Consider the following 18486-nt stretch of genomic DNA (forward strand, 5'->3'; position numbering starts at 1 on the left):
CGCTGCGAATCCGCCGTCGCTGCGATAGCCGATAGCCGTGCCGACTTGCGGCAGGTGTGGAGCGCCGGCACAGCAGGGTCGGCGGCGCGCGGTACAATAGCGGGTTGCGTGCGCGGCACGCGGGATCATCAGTGCGGGCGGCCGCAATGTTGCGAGCCGGTTCGTCGACGGTCCGGTTGACAGTTCGGTCGCCGGTTTTCGTTTTCGTTGCCGCGCTGTTGCCATGCAGTTGCCACGCCATTCTCACCCGTTGCCGCGCCGTCCCCGTCGCTTCCTTGTCGCCACGTCACCGCTATACGCCGGATTCACCTATGTCGCAGACCACGCCGTCCATCTCGCCCACGCCTTCCAGCCCGAAGGTCGGGTTCGTCAGCCTTGGCTGCCCGAAAGCCCTGGTCGACTCCGAGCAGATCATCACGCAGTTGCGCGCCGAAGGCTACGAGATCTCAGGCACCTATGACGGTGCAGATCTGGTGGTCGTCAATACCTGCGGCTTTATCGACGAAGCGGTGCAGGAAAGTCTCGACGCGATCGGAGAGGCACTGAACGAAAACGGCAAGGTGATCGTGACCGGCTGCCTCGGCGCAAAAAAGAGCGCGAGCGGCTCGGGTCTGATCGAGGAAGTGCACCCGAAGGTGCTTGCCGTGACCGGTCCGCATGCGCTCGGCGAAGTCATGCAGCACGTGCACACGCATCTGCCAAAGCCGCACGATCCGTTCGTCGATCTGGTGCCGGCCGCAGGCGTAAAGCTCACGCCGCGTCATTACGCGTATCTGAAAATTTCGGAAGGCTGCAACCACCGCTGCACGTTCTGCATCATCCCGTCCATGCGCGGCGATCTGGTCTCGCGGCCAGTCGCTGAAGTGATGCTCGAAGCCGAAAATCTGTTCAAGTCCGGCGTGAAGGAGTTGCTCGTCATTTCGCAGGACACGAGCGCCTACGGCGTGGACGTCAAGTACCGCACCGGCTTCTGGAACGGCAAGCCGCTGAAAACGCGCATGACCGATCTGGTCGGCGCACTGGGCGAGCTGGCCGCGCAATACGGCGCGTGGGTGCGTCTGCATTACGTGTATCCGTATCCGAGCGTCGACGAAGTCATTCCGATGATGGCCGCCGGACCCTTCAAAGGCCACGTGCTGCCGTATCTGGACGTGCCCTTCCAGCACGCGCATCCCGAGGTGCTAAAGCGCATGAAGCGCCCGGCCAACGCCGAGAAAGTAATGGAGCGCGTGAAGGCGTGGCGCGAGATGTGCCCGGATCTGACGATTCGCAGCACGTTTATCGCGGGCTTCCCCGGCGAGACGGAAGAGCAGTTCGAAACGCTGCTCGACTTCATTCGCGAAGCCGAGCTGGATCGCGTCGGCTGCTTCGCGTATTCGCCGGTTGAAGGCGCGAGTGCCAACGAGCTCGACGGCGCGTTGCCCGACGAAGTGCGCGAGGAGCGTCGCGCGCGCTTCATGGAAGTGGCGGAGCAAGTGTCGGCCAAACGGATCGCGAAGAAAGTCGGCAAGACGCTCAAGGTGCTCGTCGACGAGACCAACGCCGACGGCGGCATCGGCCGCACCGCCGCGGACGCGCCGGAGATCGACGGCGTCGTGTATATCGCGCCGGCTGTTAAGGCTTCGAAGCGCTACAAGGTCGGCGACTTCGTCTCGGTCAAGATCACCGGCGCCGACGGTCACGACCTGTGGGGCGAGGTCTGAACGATGACGGCGAGTACGTCGGCCAACCCGGAGATCCTCGCGCTCGGCGAGGCGATGATCGAGTTCAATCAGTCGGCGAAAGACGAGCCGAAATATCTGCAAGGCTTCGGCGGCGATACGTCGAACTTCTGCATCGCGGCGGCGCGGCAAGGCGCGAGCACCGGCTTCGTGTCCGCGGTCGGCGCGGATCATTTCGGCCGGCTGCTGATCGATCTGTGGGAGCGCGAGCAGGTGGACACGTCGCTTGTGCGCGTGGATCCGCATGCGTCCACGGGCGTCTATTTCGTATCGCATGGTCCGGGTGGACACGCGTTCGACTATCTGCGCGCCGGCTCCGCTGCGAGCCGCTATGCGCCGCGTGATTTGCCGCTCGATGCGATCGCCGCGGCCAAAGTCGTGCACCTTTCCGGCATCAGCCTCGCGATCAGTCTGAGCGCCTGCGACGCGGCGCTCGAAGCCATCGCCCATGCCCGCGCCAATGGCGTGCGCGTGAGTTTCGACACCAATCTGCGGCTGAAGCTGTGGCCGCTCGCCCGGGCGCGCGCGGTGATGCTCGAAGCGATCCGGCAAACCGACATTTGCCTGCCGAGCTGGGACGACGTCACCGAACTCACCGGTTTGACGGGCCGCGACGAGATCGTCGACTTCTTGCTGTCGCTCGGCCCGCGCGTGGTCGCCCTGAAGCTCGGCAAGGAAGGCTCATATATCGCGACGCCGGACACGCGCCGCGTCGTGCCTGGCCACGTCGTGAATGCCGTGGATGCCACCGGCGCCGGCGACTGCTTCGGCGGCGCATTCATCGCGCGGCTTGTCGCGGGCAACGATCCGTTCGAGGCGGCGCGTTATGCGAACGTCGCCGCGGCGCTGTCCACGCAGGGCTATGGCGCCGTTGCGCCGATCCCTTCGGGCGCGGCGGTCGAACGGATTCTGGCAGGCTGAGCGTCGCGCGGCCCTCGAGAGCGATAGGGCTCGCGCAGCAGCAAACCATCTGGACAGACTGAAAAGGAGCGAGCGATGCAACGCGACGTAGTGGTGGTAAGCGGTGTACGTACGGCAATCGGCGGTTTCGGCGGGAGTCTGAAGGATTTCGCGCCGACCGAGCTTGGTGCGCGGGTCGTGCGCGAGGCGCTCGCGCGCGCCAATGTAGGCGGCGACGAAGTCGGTCACGTGGTGTTCGGCAATGTCGTGCATACCGAGCCGAAGGACATGTATCTGGCACGCGTTGCCGCGATCAACGGCGGGGTCGCGCAGCACACGCCCGCGCTCACGGTGAACCGCCTGTGCGGCTCGGGGTTGCAGGCCATCGTGTCTGCTGCGCAGAGCATTCTGCTTGGCGACGCGGATATCGCCATCGGCGGCGGCGCGGAAAACATGAGCCGCGCACCTTACGCGATGCCCGCCGCGCGCTTCGGTCAGCGCATGGGTGACGCGCGCCTCGTCGACATGATGGTCGGCGCGCTCAACGATCCGTTCCAGTCGATCCATATGGGGGTGACGGCGGAAAACGTCGCGCGCAAGTACGAGATTTCGCGCGAAGCGCAGGACGCGCTCGCGCTCGAATCGCATCGCCGCGCGGCTCAGGCCATCGCGAACGGCTACTTCAAGGAACAGATCCTGCCGATCACGATTGCGTCGAAAAAGGGCGAAGTCGTTTTCGACACAGACGAGCATGCGCGTCTGAACGCGACGGCGGAAGATTTTTCGAAGCTCAAGCCCGTGTTCGCGAAGGAAAACGGCACGGTGACGGCCGGCAACGCATCGGGCATCAACGACGCGGCGGCGGCTGTCGTGCTAATGGAGCGCGACGTCGCCGAACAGCGCGGCGTCAAGCCGCTCGCGCGCCTCGTGTCTTACGCGCATGCAGGCGTCGATCCGGCGTACATGGGGATCGGCCCGGTGCCGGCTAGCCGCAAGGCGCTCGAACGCGCCGGACTGACGGTCGCCAACCTCGACGTGATCGAGGCCAACGAAGCATTTGCCGCGCAAGCTTGCGCGGTCAGCAAGGAACTCGGCTTCGATCCGGCCAAGGTCAACCCGAACGGCTCGGGCATTTCGCTCGGCCATCCGATCGGTGCGACGGGCGCGTTGATCACCGTGAAGGCACTGTACGAGCTGCAGCGCGTCGGCGGGCGCTATGCGCTCGTCACGATGTGCATCGGCGGCGGGCAGGGCATTGCGGCGATCTTCGAACGGATCTGAAGCGCGCGCAGGGCGCGGCAAGCTGGACAAGTCATGAGGAAGAACGGATGCAGGAACTGAAATCGGTGGAAGGGGTGGCGCGCCGGCACGGCGTCATGGTGGCGAGCGTTGCCGCACTGCTCTGCGCAGGCGCGGTAGTTTTCTTCCCCGGCGTCGCGCTCGCACAAAGCGACGCAGTCAAGGAACTTGCCGCGCCCCCGCCGATTCAGTTGCCGCTTAAGCCGAGCCCCGAATTCGCGAAATTTCCGCGCTACAGCGGCACGCTCGGCTCGCGTCAGATCGTGCTGCGTCTCGGCGCCAAGAAGGACGACGCGGCGGGCGTGCACGGCGAGTATCAATTCGCCGACACCGGCGAAGTGATCCTGATCGCCGGCGACCGTGACGGCGACACGCTGGAAGTCGAGGAGTCGAACGACGGCACGCATATCACCGGCAACTGGGTCGGGAAATTCGCCGCGGACGGCTCGCTCGCCGGCGAGCGCATGAATGTCGACGATTCCGACCCGCAGCCGTTCGACCTCAAGCCACTTGCGCCAGGACAGCCGGTGCCGCCGGCCGCGGCAGCGAAGGCGGCGAAGGCGGGGGGCGCGCCTACCGCGCCGGCATCGCCGCCTTCAGTGCCTCAATCGTCCCAAGCGCCTCAATCATCTCAAGCGCCTCAACCGGCGCGCGCAACGGGCGGCGGTCAGCCGGTCGGCGGCGTTAGCAACCTGCAAACCGGCGAGTGATCGCGTGTCGGCCCCGCAAAGCGCGCGGCTTTGCATGGCGGCGAGGCGAACTTGCGCCGACTCGTCTACTCTTGCGTGAACGGCGCGGCATGGTCCGCGCTTCGCATCGTCTTTCTTCAGCGACTTCGACATGACCCAATCCAAACTCAAACGGGCTTTGCAAACGCGCATCGTGCACCCGCAGGACGAACTCACGCCAGGCTTCGAGTCTTTTTCGATGCCGGTCACGCGCGCTTCGACGGTGGTCTTCCCGGACCTTGCGACCATGCGCGCACTCGACTGGAAAAACGACGCCCAGTGGCGCTACGGCCTGCACGCCACGCCGACTTCTCTGGCACTCGCGCAGCGCCTCGCCGCGCTCGAAGGCGGCAATCATGCGTTATTGCAGCCCTCGGGTCTGTCGGCAATTTCAAACGTGTACTTCGGGCTAGTCAAAGCTGGCGACGACGTGCTGATTCCCGACAACGTCTATTCGCCGAACCGAGATCACGGCGACTGGCTCGCACGCGATTTCGGCGTGACGGCGCGTTACTACGATCCGATGATCGGAGCGGGGATCGCCGACCTGATCCAGCCGAACACGCGGCTCATCTGGCTGGAGGCGCCAGGCTCGGTCACGATGGAAGTGTCCGACGTGCCCGCGATCGCCGCCGCCGCGCGCGCGCGCAACGTGGTGACGGCAATCGACAACACCTGGTCCGCGGGCCTCGCATTCCGGCCGTTCGATCACGGCGTGGACATTTCGGTGCAGGCGCTGACGAAATATCAGTCGGGTGGCGGCGACGTACTGATGGGCGCCACGATCACCGTGGACCGCGAACTGCATCTGAAGCTGAAGGCGGCGCGCATGCGCATGGGTCTCGGCGTTTCGTCGGATGACTGCTCGCTGATTCTGCGCAGCCTGCCGACGATGCAGGTGCGCTTCCAGCAGCACGACCGCTCAGCGCTCGCACTTGCGCAATGGCTGAAGACGCGGCCGGAAATCGCGGCGGTGTTGCATCCCGCCATTGCCGACTGTCCGGGCCACGAGTTTTTCAAGCGCGACTTCACGGGTGCGGGCGGGCTTTTCTCCGTGGTGTTCGACGCTCGCTACAACGCGGCGCAAATCGACCGGTTCTGCGAATCGCTCGAGCTTTTCGCTATCGGCTGGAGCTGGGGCGGCGCCCATAGCCTCGTCATGCCGTATGACATCGCGTCGATGCGCAGCGAAGCCAAATGGCCGCATCGCGGCACGCTGGTGCGGTTCTACGTCGGTCTGGAAGAAGAAGCGGATCTGCGCGCGGACATCGAGCAGTGTCTCGCGGCGCTTGCATAAAGAGCAGGTGAATCGGCGACGCAGTTGTGCGCTGGCGCGTCCAACTGCGTTGCGTATTACGCCTCGAAGAGGGGCAGCAATCCGTCGAGCCCCACATAATTGAACGCGACGCTGGCTGCTTCGCGCACGACAGGCTTCGCGCGGAACGCGACCGACAGTCCCGCTTGTGCCATCATCTTCAGATCGTTGGAGCCGTCGCCCATTGCGATTGCACGCGACGGTTCGATACCCAGTTGCGCACACGTCTCGCGCAGCGTGCGTGCCTTGACATCCGCATTGACTATCTCGCCGAGCACCTTGCCGGTCAGCTTGCCGTCGACAATTTCTAGCGTATTCGCACGCGTAAAGTCGAGGCCGAGCCGCCGCTTCAGTTTCTCGGTGAAGAAGTTAAAGCCGCCCGACACCAGCAGCGTCTTTAGCCCCGCTTGTCTCGCGCCCGCGAGCATGCGCTCGGCGCCCGGCGAGAGTTGCAGCCGCTCCTCGTACACGCGTTCGAGCGCGCTCGCGTCGAGCCCCTTCAGCAGTGCGACGCGGCGGGTCAGGCTTTCGTTGAAGTCTTTGATCTCGCCGCGCATCGCAGCCTCGGTGATCGCGGCTACTTCCGCTTTCAAGCCGCAAAAGTCGGCGATTTCGTCGATACACTCGATCGTAATCAGCGTGGAATCCATGTCCATTGCGACGAGGCCGAAATCGCCCAGCTTGCGGCCGGCTTCGACAAACGCGTAGTCCAGCCCATGCGTGCCGCAGTAGACGTCGAGGTCAGGGCGCTGCGCGAGGTCGGCGTCGGCAATGCGGATCGCGGTTGCGTCGAGGGCCGTGGCCTGCGAGCCGCGCGCGAGCGCGACGAGCGTTTTGTGGTGAGCGGCTGAAAGAGGCGTGGGGCTTTGGATGACGAGGTTCATGAACGACGCATTGACGCAGAAATTGACACGGGATTAGAGCGGACCCGCGCAGGACTCGCGCATGACTCGCGCAGGAGACTCACGCAGGAGACTCGCGCAGCACCCACGCAGGACCCACGCACGACTCACGCAGGAACGCGCGGACGCACGACTCGCACGGAAAATCCCGCTATTGTAACGGCTCGCGCCAGTGCAATCCGCGCGTGCCCGGTCCATACTGACAAATCGAACATGGAGACAACGCATGCCCACCGCGACCGCCGGCGATCCAGCCGTTCTCGCGCGCGACTTCGATCTGCGCCATCTGAGCCCCGGGTTCTACGCGAACCCATACCCGGTCTACCACGCGCTGCGTACTCACGAGCCGGTCAAGCGTATGCCGGACGGTTCGCTCTTCCTCACGCGCTTTCGCGACGTGCAGGCTGTCTACCGCGACCCGAAAACCTTCAGCTCCGACAAGACCGTCGAGTTCCGGCCCAAGTATGGCGACTCGCCGCTCTACACGCATCACACCACGAGCCTCGTGTTCAACGATCCACCGCGTCATACGCGTGTGCGCAAGCTGATTGCCGGCGCCCTCACTGCGCGCGCAATCGCGGCCATGGAACCGGGTCTCGTGCGGCTCGTCGACGGCTTGCTCGACGCCGCGGCCGAACGCAGGCGCATCGATCTGATCAGCGACTTCGCGTCGGCGATTCCGGTGGAGATCATCGGCAATCTGCTCGACGTGCCGCACGCCGAGCGCGCACCGTTGCGCGACTGGTCGCTCGCGATTCTCGGCGCGCTCGAACCGTCGCTCACCAGCGCGCAGTTCGAGCGTGGCAACCGCGCCGTCAGCGAGTTCGTCGACTATTTGCGCGATCTGGTTGCGCGGCGCCGGCGCGAGCCGGGCGATCCGCAGCACGACGTGTTGACGCGCCTGATTCAGGGCGAGGCCGGCGGCGAGCAATTGTCGGAGGAAGAACTGCTGCAGAACTGCATTTTCATACTTAACGCAGGCCACGAAACCACCACTAACCTGATCGGCAACGGCCTCGTCACGCTGACTGAATGGCCGGAGCAGCGCGCGGCATTGCTCGCGGAACCTGGGTTGATCGAATCCGCGGTGGAGGAATGCCTGCGTTTCGAGAGTTCGAATCAACTCGGCAACCGCATGACGACTGTGGACACCGAAATTGGCGGCTTGCCGGTTGCGCGCGGCACGCCGGTCACGCTGTGCATCGGCGCGGCCAATCGCGATCCCGACCAGTTCCCGGAGCCCGATCGCTTCGACATTCGCCGCGAGCCGAACCGGCATCTCGCTTTCGGCTTCGGCATTCATCAATGCGCGGGGCTTTCGCTCGCGCGGCTCGAGGCGCGGATTGCCATCGGCCGCTTCGTGCAGCGCTTTCCTGCGTATCGGCTCGACGGCGAACCGCTACGCGGCGGGCGTGTGCGTTTTCGCGGCTTTGCCGAGGTGCCGCTGCTTTGCGCTTGATGTGCCGGTGTTCAGACATTGAGGTCCGCTTGACGTGCCGATGATGCCGCATCGATGCGCGCTCGACGAGGTGCTCGACGATGCGCTCGAATCGACGGTCGAGGCGGCGATCGAGGCGGCGATTGAAGCGGGGATTGAAGCGGGGATTGAAGCGGGGATTGAAGCGACGATTGAAGCGACGATTGAAGCGGCGATTGAATCGACGATCGAAGCGACGCTCCAAGCGGCTCCCGCAATGCGCCGGACTCCGTAGTTTTTGCCGCCCTCATGCAAGACTTACAGCGCGGCGCGCGCGGCTCGCAAGCGGCCCGCGCCGCGCGTTGCCGCAAAGCCGTGGCACGCTTGCTGCTTCGTCATGGGTCTTAGGCCCAGGGGAGCGCACGATGGCACACATGATCTGGAAAGGCGCGATCAGCTTCGGCCTTGTCCACGTACCGGTGCAGCTGTATCCGGCCACCCGGTCGGAGAAGGTCGGCTTCAATCTGCTCGATAAACGCACGATCGACCCGGTCGGCTACAAGCAGATCAACAAACGCACCGGCAAGGATGTGACGCGCGATAACATCGTGCGCGGCTTCGAATACGAGAAGGACAAGTATGTGGTCCTGAGCGACGAGGAAATCCGCGCGGCCAATCCCGAATCCACTCAGACCGTGGACATTCTGGCTTTCGTCGACGCACCCGACATCTCGTTTCTCTACCTCGACACGCCGTACTTCCTGACGCCGGATCGCAAGGGCGAAAAGGTCTATGCGCTGTTGCGCGAGGCGATGAAATCGTCAGGCAAGGTCGGCGTGGCAAGCGTCGTTCTGCATAACAAGCAGCATCTGGCCGCGCTGATTCCAGTCGGGCCGGTGCTCGCGCTGAATACGCTGCGCTGGGCCGAGGAGGTGCGCGATTTCGACGAATTCAAGCTGCCTGCCGAAGGCGCCAAGGCCGCGGGTGTCAGCGCGCGCGAGCTGGACATGGCGCAGAAGCTGATCGACGACATGAGCGACACGTGGGACCCGTCGAAGTACCACGACACGTTCCGCGACGACATCATGGCGCTGGTCGATCGCAAGGTCCGCGAAGGCAAGACCGAGGAAATCACCGACATCGAGGCACCGCGCGAAGCGCGCCAATCCGCCGACATTCTCGATCTGTCCGATCTGCTCAAGCGCAGCCTGGGGCGGGGCAAGAACAAGCCTGCGTCGGGCTCGCGCAAGCGCGCCGCAGAGGACGAAGCGGCCGACGGGGACGCCGATGCGGAAGACGGCGGCGGTTCGACGGCAGCGCGCAAAAAGCCGCGGGCCGCGCGTTCGACGGGCTCCGCCCGCACGTCCCGTAGCAGCAGCGGCAGTAGTAGCGGTGGCCGCGCCGCGACCAAGTCGACGACGGCGGCACGCAAGCGCCGGGCGGCGGCTTGACGAAGCGGCGCACGCGCAATGGAACCGGCAGCGTCTGCAACGGCGCGCAGCATCGTGTATCGAACAGTGCATCGACGCTCGCATCGAACCGCGCACCCGGCACGACCTGGCGCGCTGCACGGACGCAAGCCTGCCCCCGTCCGACCGCTGGAACCACAGGAGCCAGGCGCACCGATAACGCGCCGCACCCCAGCGCCCACCTGAACCAGATGGAACCCGCGCCATGAATGACCGACTCGACCTCTACAACCGCAAGCGCCGTTTCGACGAAACGCCGGAGCCCGCGGGCACCCGCCCGGCCAGGAAACGCGGCGGCCGTGGCGCGGCGCGGCCCGAGGCGGCCGAGGGACTGTCGTACGTGATCCAGGAGCACCATGCCCGGCGTCTGCACTACGACTTCCGGCTTGAACTGAACGGCGCGCTGCTGTCGTGGGCGGTGCCGAAAGGCCCGTGTCTGGACCCCTCGGTCAAGCGTCTTGCGGTGCACGTGGAAGACCATCCGGTCGAATACGGCAGCTTCGAGGGCGAAATTCCGCCTGGCAATTACGGCGCGGGCACGGTGATCGTATGGGACCGCGGCACCTGGGAGCCGGTCGGCGGACCAGCCGAGGCGGCGCGCGCCTATCGCGCCGGCAAGCTCAAGTTTCATCTGCATGGCGAGAAGCTGCACGGGGGCTGGACCCTCGTGCGCAGCCACATGCGCGGCAACGCGGACAAGGAACAGTGGCTCCTCATCAAGGAACGCGACGACGAGGCGCGCGACGAAAGCGAATACGACATCCTCGAAAAACGGCCCGGCAGTGTGCTGGGTGGTGCGTCCGCGCCTGCGGCCACAACAGGGGCCACGACAGCGGCCAAGGCGAAGAGCGGCAGCCGCGCCGCAACCGGCAAAAGCCGGAGCGCTTCGGTGCGTGGCGACCCGAAGCGCCCTGACATCGTGGCGACGCGCAGCAACGAGTCGCTGCGCGAACTCGCCGCATCGCCCGCAATAGAAGGAGCGGTGAAAGCCCGCCTGCCTGCTGCGCTCAAGCCGCAACTGGCAACGCTCGTCGACGCCACGCCGCCCGGCGACGACTGGGTGTACGAAATCAAGTTCGACGGCTATCGCGTGCTGGCCCGCATCGACGCGAGTGCAAAAGGTCACGGCGTGCAGGTGTTCACGCGCGCGGGCAACGACTGGACGGCGAAATTCAGCCGGCAGGTGAAGGCATTCGGGCAACTGGGACTCGAGAGCGCGTGGCTCGACGGCGAAGCCGTGGTGCTCGACGAGCACGGCGTGCCGAGTTTCCAGGCGCTGCAGAACGCGTTCGACTCGAACCGGCCGCAGGACATTGTCGTGTATCTGTTCGACGTGCCGTTTCTGAACGGCTACGACTTGCGCGGCGTGCCGCTGCAACAGCGCCGGGCGATTCTGCGCGCGCTTCTCGAGCCGGTCGACGACAGCGTGCTGCGCTTTTCGAACGACTTCGAATTCAGCGCGGACGACCTGCTGAAAAGCGCGTGCGACATGGCGCTTGAAGGCATCATCGGCAAGCGGCGCGACAGCGGCTATGTGTCCGGCCGCTCGGCCACGTGGATCAAACTGAAGTGCCGCCGTCGCCAGGAGTTCGTGATCGGCGGCTATTCGGAACCGTCGGGCAGCCGCACGGCTTTCGGCGCGCTGCTATTGGGCGTGCATGACAGCAAAGGCAAGCTGCAGTATGCCGGGCGCGTGGGCACCGGATTCGACGCGGCGTTGCTGCGCTCTGTGAAGAAGGAACTCGACGCGCATGAGACGAAGCGCATGCCGTTCGCGAGTCAACCGCGTGAGCGCAGCCGCACGCCGGTGCACTGGGTTGAGCCGGTGCTGGTCGCGGAATGCAATTTCGCCGAATGGACGAGCGACGGCATCGTGCGCCAGGCGTCGTTCGTGAGTCTGCGCAAGGACAAGCCGGCGCGCCAGATCGTCAAGGAAGCACCACGAAAAGGGGACGACGTGCAACAGCAAACCGATAGCGAGGCCGACACCGCGCCGAAGAAAAGTGCGGCACGCGGCAAGGGGACGGGCGGCGAGGGCAACGCGCAGGCGTCGGGCGCGGGGCAAAAGAGCGGCGGGAGCGAGGCGCAGGAAAAGCCGCGTAAGACCGCTGCAAAAACCTCACGGGTGATGTCGACTGACGGTGTGGGTGATAACGGGAAGAAGCCGGCCAGAAGTGCAGCGAAAACCGCAGCCAAAGCGGCAGCCGAAACCGCGGAAGAACCGGCGAAGAAACCGGCTAAATCCGCGGCTAAATCCCCGGCTAAATCCGCGACTAAATCCGCGGCGAAAGCAGAAGCGAAATCCGGCGCTTCGACGAAGCGGACCGCCGACACCGACACCGACACCGACACCGACACGCAGTCCCCCGCATCGCGGTCCAGAAAATCATCGTCGCCTGCGGAGGTCGCCGGGGTTCGCATATCGCATCCGGACCGCGTCATCGACAAGACCACTGGCGCGCGCAAGATCGATCTTGTGCAGTACTACGAATCAGTTGCGCAATGGATGTTGCCCCATCTCGTCGACCGGCCCGTGTCGCTTGTGCGCGCGCCCGAGGATATCGGCGGCGAACTGTTTTTCCAGAAGCACACGCAGAAGCTGTCGATCCCCAACATCACGCAGCATCCCGGCCTCGATCCGGGGCATCCTCCGCTCATCACGGTGGATAGTGCCAAGGCGCTGGTCGGCGCAGCGCAAATGGGCACCATCGAATTTCACACGTGGAACGGCGTGGCGTCGAATATCGAAAAGCCCGACCGCGTCGTGTTCGACCTGGACCCGGACCCCTCGCTCGGCTGGGAGCGAATGATCGAGGCGGCACTGCTGACACGCACGCTGCTCGAGGAACTCGGCCTCACGTCGTTCTGCAAGACGAGCGGCGGCAAGGGCCTGCACGTCGTCGTGCCGCTTGCGAAACACGCGGGCTGGGACGAAGTGAAGGGCTTCTCGCAGGCCGTCGCACAGCACATGGCAAGCACGTTGCCCAAATACTTCAGCGCGAAGATGGGCGCACAGAATCGCAAGCAGAAAATCTTCGTCGACTATCTGCGCAACAACCGCGGTTCGAGCACGGTCGCAGCGTTTTCGGTGCGGGCGCGGCCTGGGCTCGGCGTTTCGGTGCCGCTCGCGTGGGACGAAGTCGCGCAGACCACGGGCGGCGATCAATGGAACATCAGGAATCTGCACGAACGCCTTGCCCAATTGAAGAGCGACCCTTGGGCCGAGTACGCGAAGACGCGTCAGCGCATTACCGCGGCCATGAGGAAGCGCTTGAGCGGCACGTAATGGCGCATCGAGGTCCCACAAGGCGGGGGAATGTACTGGGCGGCACATAGGGCACATAGGGCACATAGGGCACATAGGGCACCGAGAGCGCAAAGGACACAGAGAGCGCACAGGACACAGAGAGCGCACAGGACACAGAGAGCGCAAGGGGCACAGAGAGCACCTAGGGCACATAGGTCACATATAGGCACAAAGGAGCGCGAAGGCACATCGACCCGCGTGACGGCACGCATCTGCCGGATAACTTCAGGCAAACCAGGAGCACGCTATGACTATGAAGAGCACACCGCAATCGTCGGACGGCGACAAGACCGCTGATCCACATGCACCGAAAGACCCGCACTCGTTGCAGGAAACAGCCGCGCCGCTGCCACACGAGAACGACCAGAACACCGTGTCGCAGGACGACGAAGATCCGCGGCGCGTCGGCAAACAGGCGCACAGCGACGTCGAACGCGGACTCAAGGACACCGACCGCCGCGGCGGCGGCGAATACCAGGAAAAGACTCAGAACGATGCGCACGCCGACATCAATTCGGATGGCAAAGTGTCCGGTTCGAAGAGCGAGGAGCGCTGATACGCGCCGCCTATTCGGCTCTTGACTCGTGCGGACGGCGGCGCCCGTAGCCCGGTACTCAACAGCGGGCGTCAATGGCGGCACCAAGATCCCGAACCCGGTAGCCGCCGAGCTGCGTCGCCCAAATCCGCGACCCAGGCCGGCGGCACGGCGGCGCCCAATCCCGCAACCCAAGCCACCAGCTTCGCAACCCGCACCGACCGTTGTGCCGCGCTCAAGCCGGTTCGGCGTCCCAATAAGGCGGGTCGCCGAAATGCCCGGCGAGAAAGTCAATGAAGGCGAGCGTCTTCGGCGGCACGAACGCGCGGCTGGGATACACCGCCCAGATCGCCACCTTCTCCGCAAGCGGATAGCTGTCGAGCACACTGACCAGTTCGCCGCTGCGCAGAAACGGCGCCACGTCCCATGTCGATTTGAGCGCTATGCCGAAACCCGCGAGCAACGCATCGCGGATCACTTCGCCGTTGTCGGTGACAAGGCGCCCGCTCACGCGCACATCGAGCGGTCCGGCAGGCGTCTCGAACGCCCAGTCGCGCTGGTCCGACAGAATCATGCATTCGTGCTGCACGAGGTCCGACGGATGATGCGGCGTGCCGCGCTCCGCCAGATAGGAAGGCGCCGCGCACAGCACGCGCCGGTTCAGCGCAAGCCGCCGCGCGACCAGCGACGAATCCTTCAGCACGCCGATGCGAATCGCCACGTCGATGCCGGCATCGACGAGATCGATGATCTGATCGGTCAGCCGCAAATCGACGCTCACGCCCGGATAACGGCGCAGGAATTCGCCGACGACAGGAGACACATGCTGCCGCCCGAACGACGACGGCATCGACACGCGCAAGCGGCCTTGCGGCTCCGCTTGCCCACGGCCCACCGAGGCGCGCGCCGCGGCGGCCGCATCGAGCAGCGCTTCGGCGCGCGTCATGAACACTTCGCCGTCCTGCGTGAGACTGATGCGGCGCGTGGTGCGATGAAGCAGGCGGGCACCAAGCAGCTTCTCCAACTGCGCGATGCGTGCGCTCGCAACCGCCGCCGACAAGCCGAACTCCCGTCCGGCCGCCGACACGTTCGCAAGCAGCGCGGCTCGCACGAACAGGGCGACGTCGAGCAGATCGAGGCGCTCGCGCTCGCTGGCGGCCGGACGCGCATCGCGCAGCGTTGAGGAGACAGGGCGCATTTTCCTGAAAATCAAAAATATGTTTCAGAGATTATGCCGCTTTTATCGTAATAAGAGACGGCTTACGATCACTTCAACGGACTGGCGAATCCGCCAGAGTCGGCGCGCAAGGCCATAACGAAAGCCTTAGCCCATGCCGCCGGTCGCCGGATCGAACCCGCACTTAACCCGGACTCATCAAGGAACCTGAAAAATGAAAGCAGTCGGCCTCTACCGCTATTTGCCTATCGACAACGAAGAGGCGCTGATCGACGTCGATATTCCGAAACCCGAAGCCACCGGTCGCGATCTGCTGGTAAAGGTGGAAGCCATCTCGGTGAATCCGGTCGACACGAAAGTGCGCGCCCCCAAAGACACCGTCGAAAAAGAGCCGCGCGTGCTGGGCTGGGACGCCGCCGGCACAGTGGTCGCGGTGGGCCCCGAGGTTACGCTCTTCAAGGTGGGCGACCCGGTTTTCTATGCGGGCAGCATCACGCGGCCGGGCGCGAATAGCGAATTCCACCTGGTCGATGAGCGCATTGTCGGACGCAAGCCCGCCTCGCTCGATTTCACGCACGCGGCGGCCTTGCCGTTGACCGCGATCACCGCGTGGGAGGCGTTGTTCGATCGCCTTGGCGTCTCGCCGCAAGGCGCGCATGAAGGCCGCACGGTGCTGATCGTGGGCGGGGCGGGCGGCGTCGGCTCCATCGGCATTCAACTGGCCAGGCAGCTTGCAAAACTCAAGGTGATTGCGACCGCGTCGCGCCCCGAGTCGGCGAAATGGGCGACGGAGCTGGGCGCGGATCATATCGTCGATCATTTCGGCGACATGCCGGCGCAACTGAAGAAACTCGGCATCGGCCAGGTCGACTACGTGCTGATCTTCAACGACACGGACAAGAACTTCCCGGCCGCGGCCGAGCTCGTGAAGCCGCAGGGCAGCATTTGCACGATCGTCGAAAACAGCAAGCCGGTGCCGGTCGAATTGCTGAAGGCAAAGAGCGCCGCGTTTCACTGGGAGTTCATGTTCACGCGTTCGATGTTCGGCACGCCCGACATGATCGAGCAGCACAAGCTCCTGACCGAGGTGGCGCGGCTCGTCGACGGCGGCATCTTGCGCACGACGGTCGGGCAGAATCTCGGCGCGATCAATGCCGCGAACTTGCGCCGCGCGCATCGCCTGCTGGAGGAAGGGCGCGCGATCGGCAAGCTCGTATTGAGCGGCTTCTGATAAAAGCCGGCAACGCAAGCGGGGTAACACCCGATGCCGCGCAGGCGCGCGCGGCATCGCTTGGCGGTAGACTGGTGGCGCATCATGCCAAAGCGGTTGCGTGCCTCGCGTCCGCTGCCGGCTGCCGCAGGCTCGACGCATGAACCTGTGCGCGGGGCGGCTCATGCGGGCATGCAGCGGCACAACAACGAGGTGACAGTATGAGCCCCAGCTTCAAACTCTCCGCCGTTCCGGTTGTCGCTTCTCTCGCTTGCGCGCTGTCTTGCGGCATGCTCGCGCCGGCCGCGCAGGCGGCCACGCCCATCACCGTGACGTCGCAATCGGCGCTCGACGGTCCGATCCGCTACACCGTTCGCGTCACGTCGAAACAGTTCGGCAATTCGCAGGAAACCCGCACGATCCGCTCGGGCCAGTCCGACGACTTTACGTGGAAGACCGTGCCGCCTGGCGGCGCCGTTCCCGTAACCGAAGCATGCCCGAACTATGCGTCGCTGCCGCTCGACGCGAACGGCGCCATGATCCGGCAGACGCAGATACGTCTCGCGCCGGTCGTCGGCGAAGACGGCACCGCAACCGTGCAACTGAACTTCCAGGCCCACAAGCCGGACGGCACGAAGACCGTCACGGCCAATGGAAAATCGCTCAAGTGTCCGAACGATGTCAGTATGAGCCAGGTGCTGCGTTTCACGATGCCGGTGAACGGCAGCACGAAAACGTTGACGCTCAGCGACGGTACGACCGTGGCGATCAGCGCGAAACGGTGAGGCCGAACTGCCTGGCTGCCTGGCTGTGGAACCGCAGAACCGCAGAGCCGCAGAACCGGCCGGATGACCCCGTCTCCGGCCTGAAGCCCCGCGCGGCTCAGCGCCGCGCGGCGGCGGGGCGCTCGATAAGCCGCGCCGACAGAAACCGGTGCTCCGCCGAAAAGAGCCGCCGATAAGTGAGCAGCACCGCGCCCACCGTTCCGAGCGCCGACGAAGCCGCAATCAGGAACATGATCACGATCTGGTAGCGCACCGCCTGCAGCGGCGACTGACCGGCCAGCACCTGGCCGGTCATCATGCCCGGCAGACTCACCACGCCGACCACCGCCATCTGGTTCAGCGTCGGCATCATGCCTGCGCGCACGGCCTGACGCGCCGGTGCCTGCGCGGCTTCCCAGCGGGTCGCGCCGAGCGCAAGCGCCATGTCCACGCGGTCGCGCCGTGCAGTCAGTTCCTCGGTCATGCGTTCAATGCCGAGCGATACGCCCGTGAGCGTGTTGCCCAGAATCATGCCGAGTATCGGAATCGCATACTGCGGCTCGTACCACGGGTGAATGCGGATCACGACGAAGAGCCCCACCGCGGCCACGAGCCACGAACTGACCCAGATCGACAGCACGCTGTCCGCACGTTGTCCCCGGTAGGTGCGGGTGCCGCGTTGCGCGCCCGCGAAGCCGGCAATCAGCGTCATCGCGATCATTAACGGCAGCACGACGAACCAATGGTCGTAGCGAAACACCCAGCCGAGCACATAGCCAATGGCGAGCAACTGCACGACGGTGCGCACGCCGGCCCATGCGAGCTTGCGTTCGAGCTCGAGCTTCAGTGCGACCGACACCACGCCGTTTACGACGATCAGCAGCGCCGCGATCGCGACGTCCCACAGACTCAGGGTTTGCAATGTCATCGGCTGGACTCTGTACGGGTGGGCGCAAGGGCGGGTTCATCGAGCGTCCCTGCACGCATGGTCAGATGCCGCTCGCTCATGCGCGCGGCTTGCGCGGGATCGTGCGACACCCAGATCGACGCACGAGCGCCGCGCGCGGCGTCAAACCAGGCGCGCACGAGAGTTTCAATGGCGTGGGACGATTCGGGATCGAGCGAAGCCGTGGGTTCGTCGAGCAGCAGCACTGGCGGCGCGAGTTGCAGTACGCGAATGAGTGCAGTGATCTGTGCTTCGCCCCCTGACAGTTCGCTCGCCCGTTTGTCGAGGAAGTCGCTGCTGCGGCCCGCCTGTGCGACGAGACTCGCGGCGTAATCGCGATCAAAGCGCACGTCGCGATAGGCGCGCAACTCGAACGGATAACACAGGTTGTCTTCCACGCTGCCGTCGAGCAGCGCGGGCCGCTGCCGGATATACGCGACATTGCGCCGGTACGCCGGAATCGCGGCCCGGCTGACGGGCGCTCCACGCCACAGGATGGCGCCGGCGTCGAGCGGATCGAGCAGCGCCAGCGCGCGCAGGAACACGCTCTTGCCCGAACCCGACGGACCGGTGATAGCCACGCGCTCGCCCGCACTGAGCGCGAAACGGGTGGACTGCAACAGCGTCTGGCCGCTTAAGGCGTCGCGCCGGACAATGCCGTCGGCAAGAACAAGCGGAATCTGAGTCATGAAAACGAAGGAGGCGCGTTAAGCATGGTGAGCGATGCAGCATGATAGGGGCAACAGCGTAGCCGCGCACTCGACCCGCGGGCACAATATCTGCTGCACGACCCACA

At 64.9% G+C, this 18486-nt stretch carries 16 protein-coding genes; 12 read left to right on the forward strand and 4 right to left on the reverse strand.

Annotated elements, in window-relative coordinates:
- The first annotated feature begins 311 nt into the window (after window positions 1–311).
- From rimO to F757_RS0109435, 5 genes are all read left to right on the forward strand, one after another.
- The gene (rimO, locus tag F757_RS0109415; protein WP_035466573.1) at window positions 312–1703 is read left to right on the forward strand and encodes a 30S ribosomal protein S12 methylthiotransferase RimO; all 1392 of its coding nucleotides are present in this window, start codon (window positions 312–314) and stop codon (window positions 1701–1703) included.
- Window positions 1704–1706: 3 nt separating this feature from the next.
- Window positions 1707–2642, forward strand: coding sequence for a sugar kinase (locus F757_RS0109420; protein ID WP_027211179.1), 936 nt, complete (start codon window positions 1707–1709; stop codon window positions 2640–2642).
- Between the two features lie 75 nt (window positions 2643–2717).
- Window positions 2718–3902 (forward strand): beta-ketothiolase BktB, encoded by a 1185-nt coding sequence (gene bktB, locus F757_RS0109425; protein WP_027211180.1) that lies wholly within the window; start codon window positions 2718–2720, stop codon window positions 3900–3902.
- A 47-nt stretch (window positions 3903–3949) separates the two neighbouring features.
- Complete coding sequence (locus F757_RS0109430) at window positions 3950–4630, forward strand: hypothetical protein (protein ID WP_027211181.1); 681 nt, start codon at window positions 3950–3952, stop codon at window positions 4628–4630.
- Between the two features lie 130 nt (window positions 4631–4760).
- Window positions 4761–5945 carry a cystathionine beta-lyase gene (locus F757_RS0109435; protein ID WP_027211182.1) on the forward strand — a complete coding sequence of 395 codons (1185 nt, stop codon included), beginning with the start codon at window positions 4761–4763 and terminating at the stop codon, window positions 5943–5945.
- A 56-nt stretch (window positions 5946–6001) separates the two neighbouring features.
- On the opposite strand, the gene serB is transcribed toward F757_RS0109435, so the two are convergent.
- The gene (serB, locus tag F757_RS0109440) at window positions 6002–6847 is read right to left on the reverse strand and encodes a phosphoserine phosphatase SerB (RefSeq protein WP_027211183.1); all 846 of its coding nucleotides are present in this window, start codon (window positions 6845–6847) and stop codon (window positions 6002–6004) included.
- Window positions 6848–7091: 244 nt separating this feature from the next.
- Between serB and F757_RS0109445 the strand changes: the two genes are divergently transcribed.
- From F757_RS0109445 to F757_RS0109470, 5 genes are all read left to right on the forward strand, one after another.
- A complete protein-coding gene (locus F757_RS0109445; protein ID WP_027211184.1) occupies window positions 7092–8324 on the forward strand; it encodes a cytochrome P450 in 1233 nt (410 codons plus the stop codon).
- A gap of 40 nt (window positions 8325–8364) precedes the next feature.
- Window positions 8365–8577 (forward strand): hypothetical protein, encoded by a 213-nt coding sequence (locus tag F757_RS0109450; protein WP_027211185.1) that lies wholly within the window; start codon window positions 8365–8367, stop codon window positions 8575–8577.
- Between the two features lie 130 nt (window positions 8578–8707).
- Window positions 8708–9733, forward strand: coding sequence for a non-homologous end joining protein Ku (gene ku / locus F757_RS0109460; RefSeq protein ID WP_027211186.1), 1026 nt, complete (start codon window positions 8708–8710; stop codon window positions 9731–9733).
- 223 nt (window positions 9734–9956) lie between these two features.
- The gene (ligD, locus tag F757_RS0109465) at window positions 9957–13037 is read left to right on the forward strand and encodes a DNA ligase D (protein ID WP_027211187.1); all 3081 of its coding nucleotides are present in this window, start codon (window positions 9957–9959) and stop codon (window positions 13035–13037) included.
- A gap of 274 nt (window positions 13038–13311) precedes the next feature.
- The gene (locus tag F757_RS0109470; protein WP_027211188.1) at window positions 13312–13614 is read left to right on the forward strand and encodes a hypothetical protein; all 303 of its coding nucleotides are present in this window, start codon (window positions 13312–13314) and stop codon (window positions 13612–13614) included.
- Window positions 13615–13828: 214 nt separating this feature from the next.
- Here F757_RS0109470 and F757_RS0109475 read toward each other — a convergent pair whose 3' ends face one another.
- Window positions 13829–14791 carry a LysR family transcriptional regulator gene (locus F757_RS0109475; protein WP_027211189.1) on the reverse strand — a complete coding sequence of 321 codons (963 nt, stop codon included), beginning with the start codon at window positions 14789–14791 and terminating at the stop codon, window positions 13829–13831.
- A gap of 193 nt (window positions 14792–14984) precedes the next feature.
- Between F757_RS0109475 and F757_RS0109480 the strand changes: the two genes are divergently transcribed.
- Both F757_RS0109480 and F757_RS0109490 read left to right on the forward strand, forming a co-directional pair.
- The gene (locus F757_RS0109480) at window positions 14985–16001 is read left to right on the forward strand and encodes a zinc-binding alcohol dehydrogenase family protein (RefSeq protein ID WP_027211190.1); all 1017 of its coding nucleotides are present in this window, start codon (window positions 14985–14987) and stop codon (window positions 15999–16001) included.
- A gap of 200 nt (window positions 16002–16201) precedes the next feature.
- A complete protein-coding gene (locus tag F757_RS0109490; protein ID WP_027211191.1) occupies window positions 16202–16765 on the forward strand; it encodes a DUF6013 family protein in 564 nt (187 codons plus the stop codon).
- A gap of 97 nt (window positions 16766–16862) precedes the next feature.
- On the opposite strand, the gene F757_RS0109495 is transcribed toward F757_RS0109490, so the two are convergent.
- Together F757_RS0109495 and F757_RS0109500 are read right to left on the reverse strand one after the other, a co-directional pair.
- Window positions 16863–17672, reverse strand: a complete 810-nt coding sequence (locus F757_RS0109495; RefSeq protein WP_027211192.1) for an ABC transporter permease — start codon at window positions 17670–17672, stop codon at window positions 16863–16865.
- On the reverse strand, window positions 17669–18379 hold the full coding sequence (locus F757_RS0109500) for an ABC transporter ATP-binding protein (protein WP_027211193.1): 711 nt from the start codon (window positions 18377–18379) through the stop codon (window positions 17669–17671). The genes F757_RS0109495 and F757_RS0109500 overlap by 4 nt, the downstream gene beginning before the upstream one ends.
- Window positions 18380–18486: the final 107 nt, after the last annotated feature.

The organism is Burkholderia sp. WSM2232, from assembly GCF_000472545.1.
GTDB lineage: Bacteria > Pseudomonadota > Gammaproteobacteria > Burkholderiales > Burkholderiaceae > Paraburkholderia.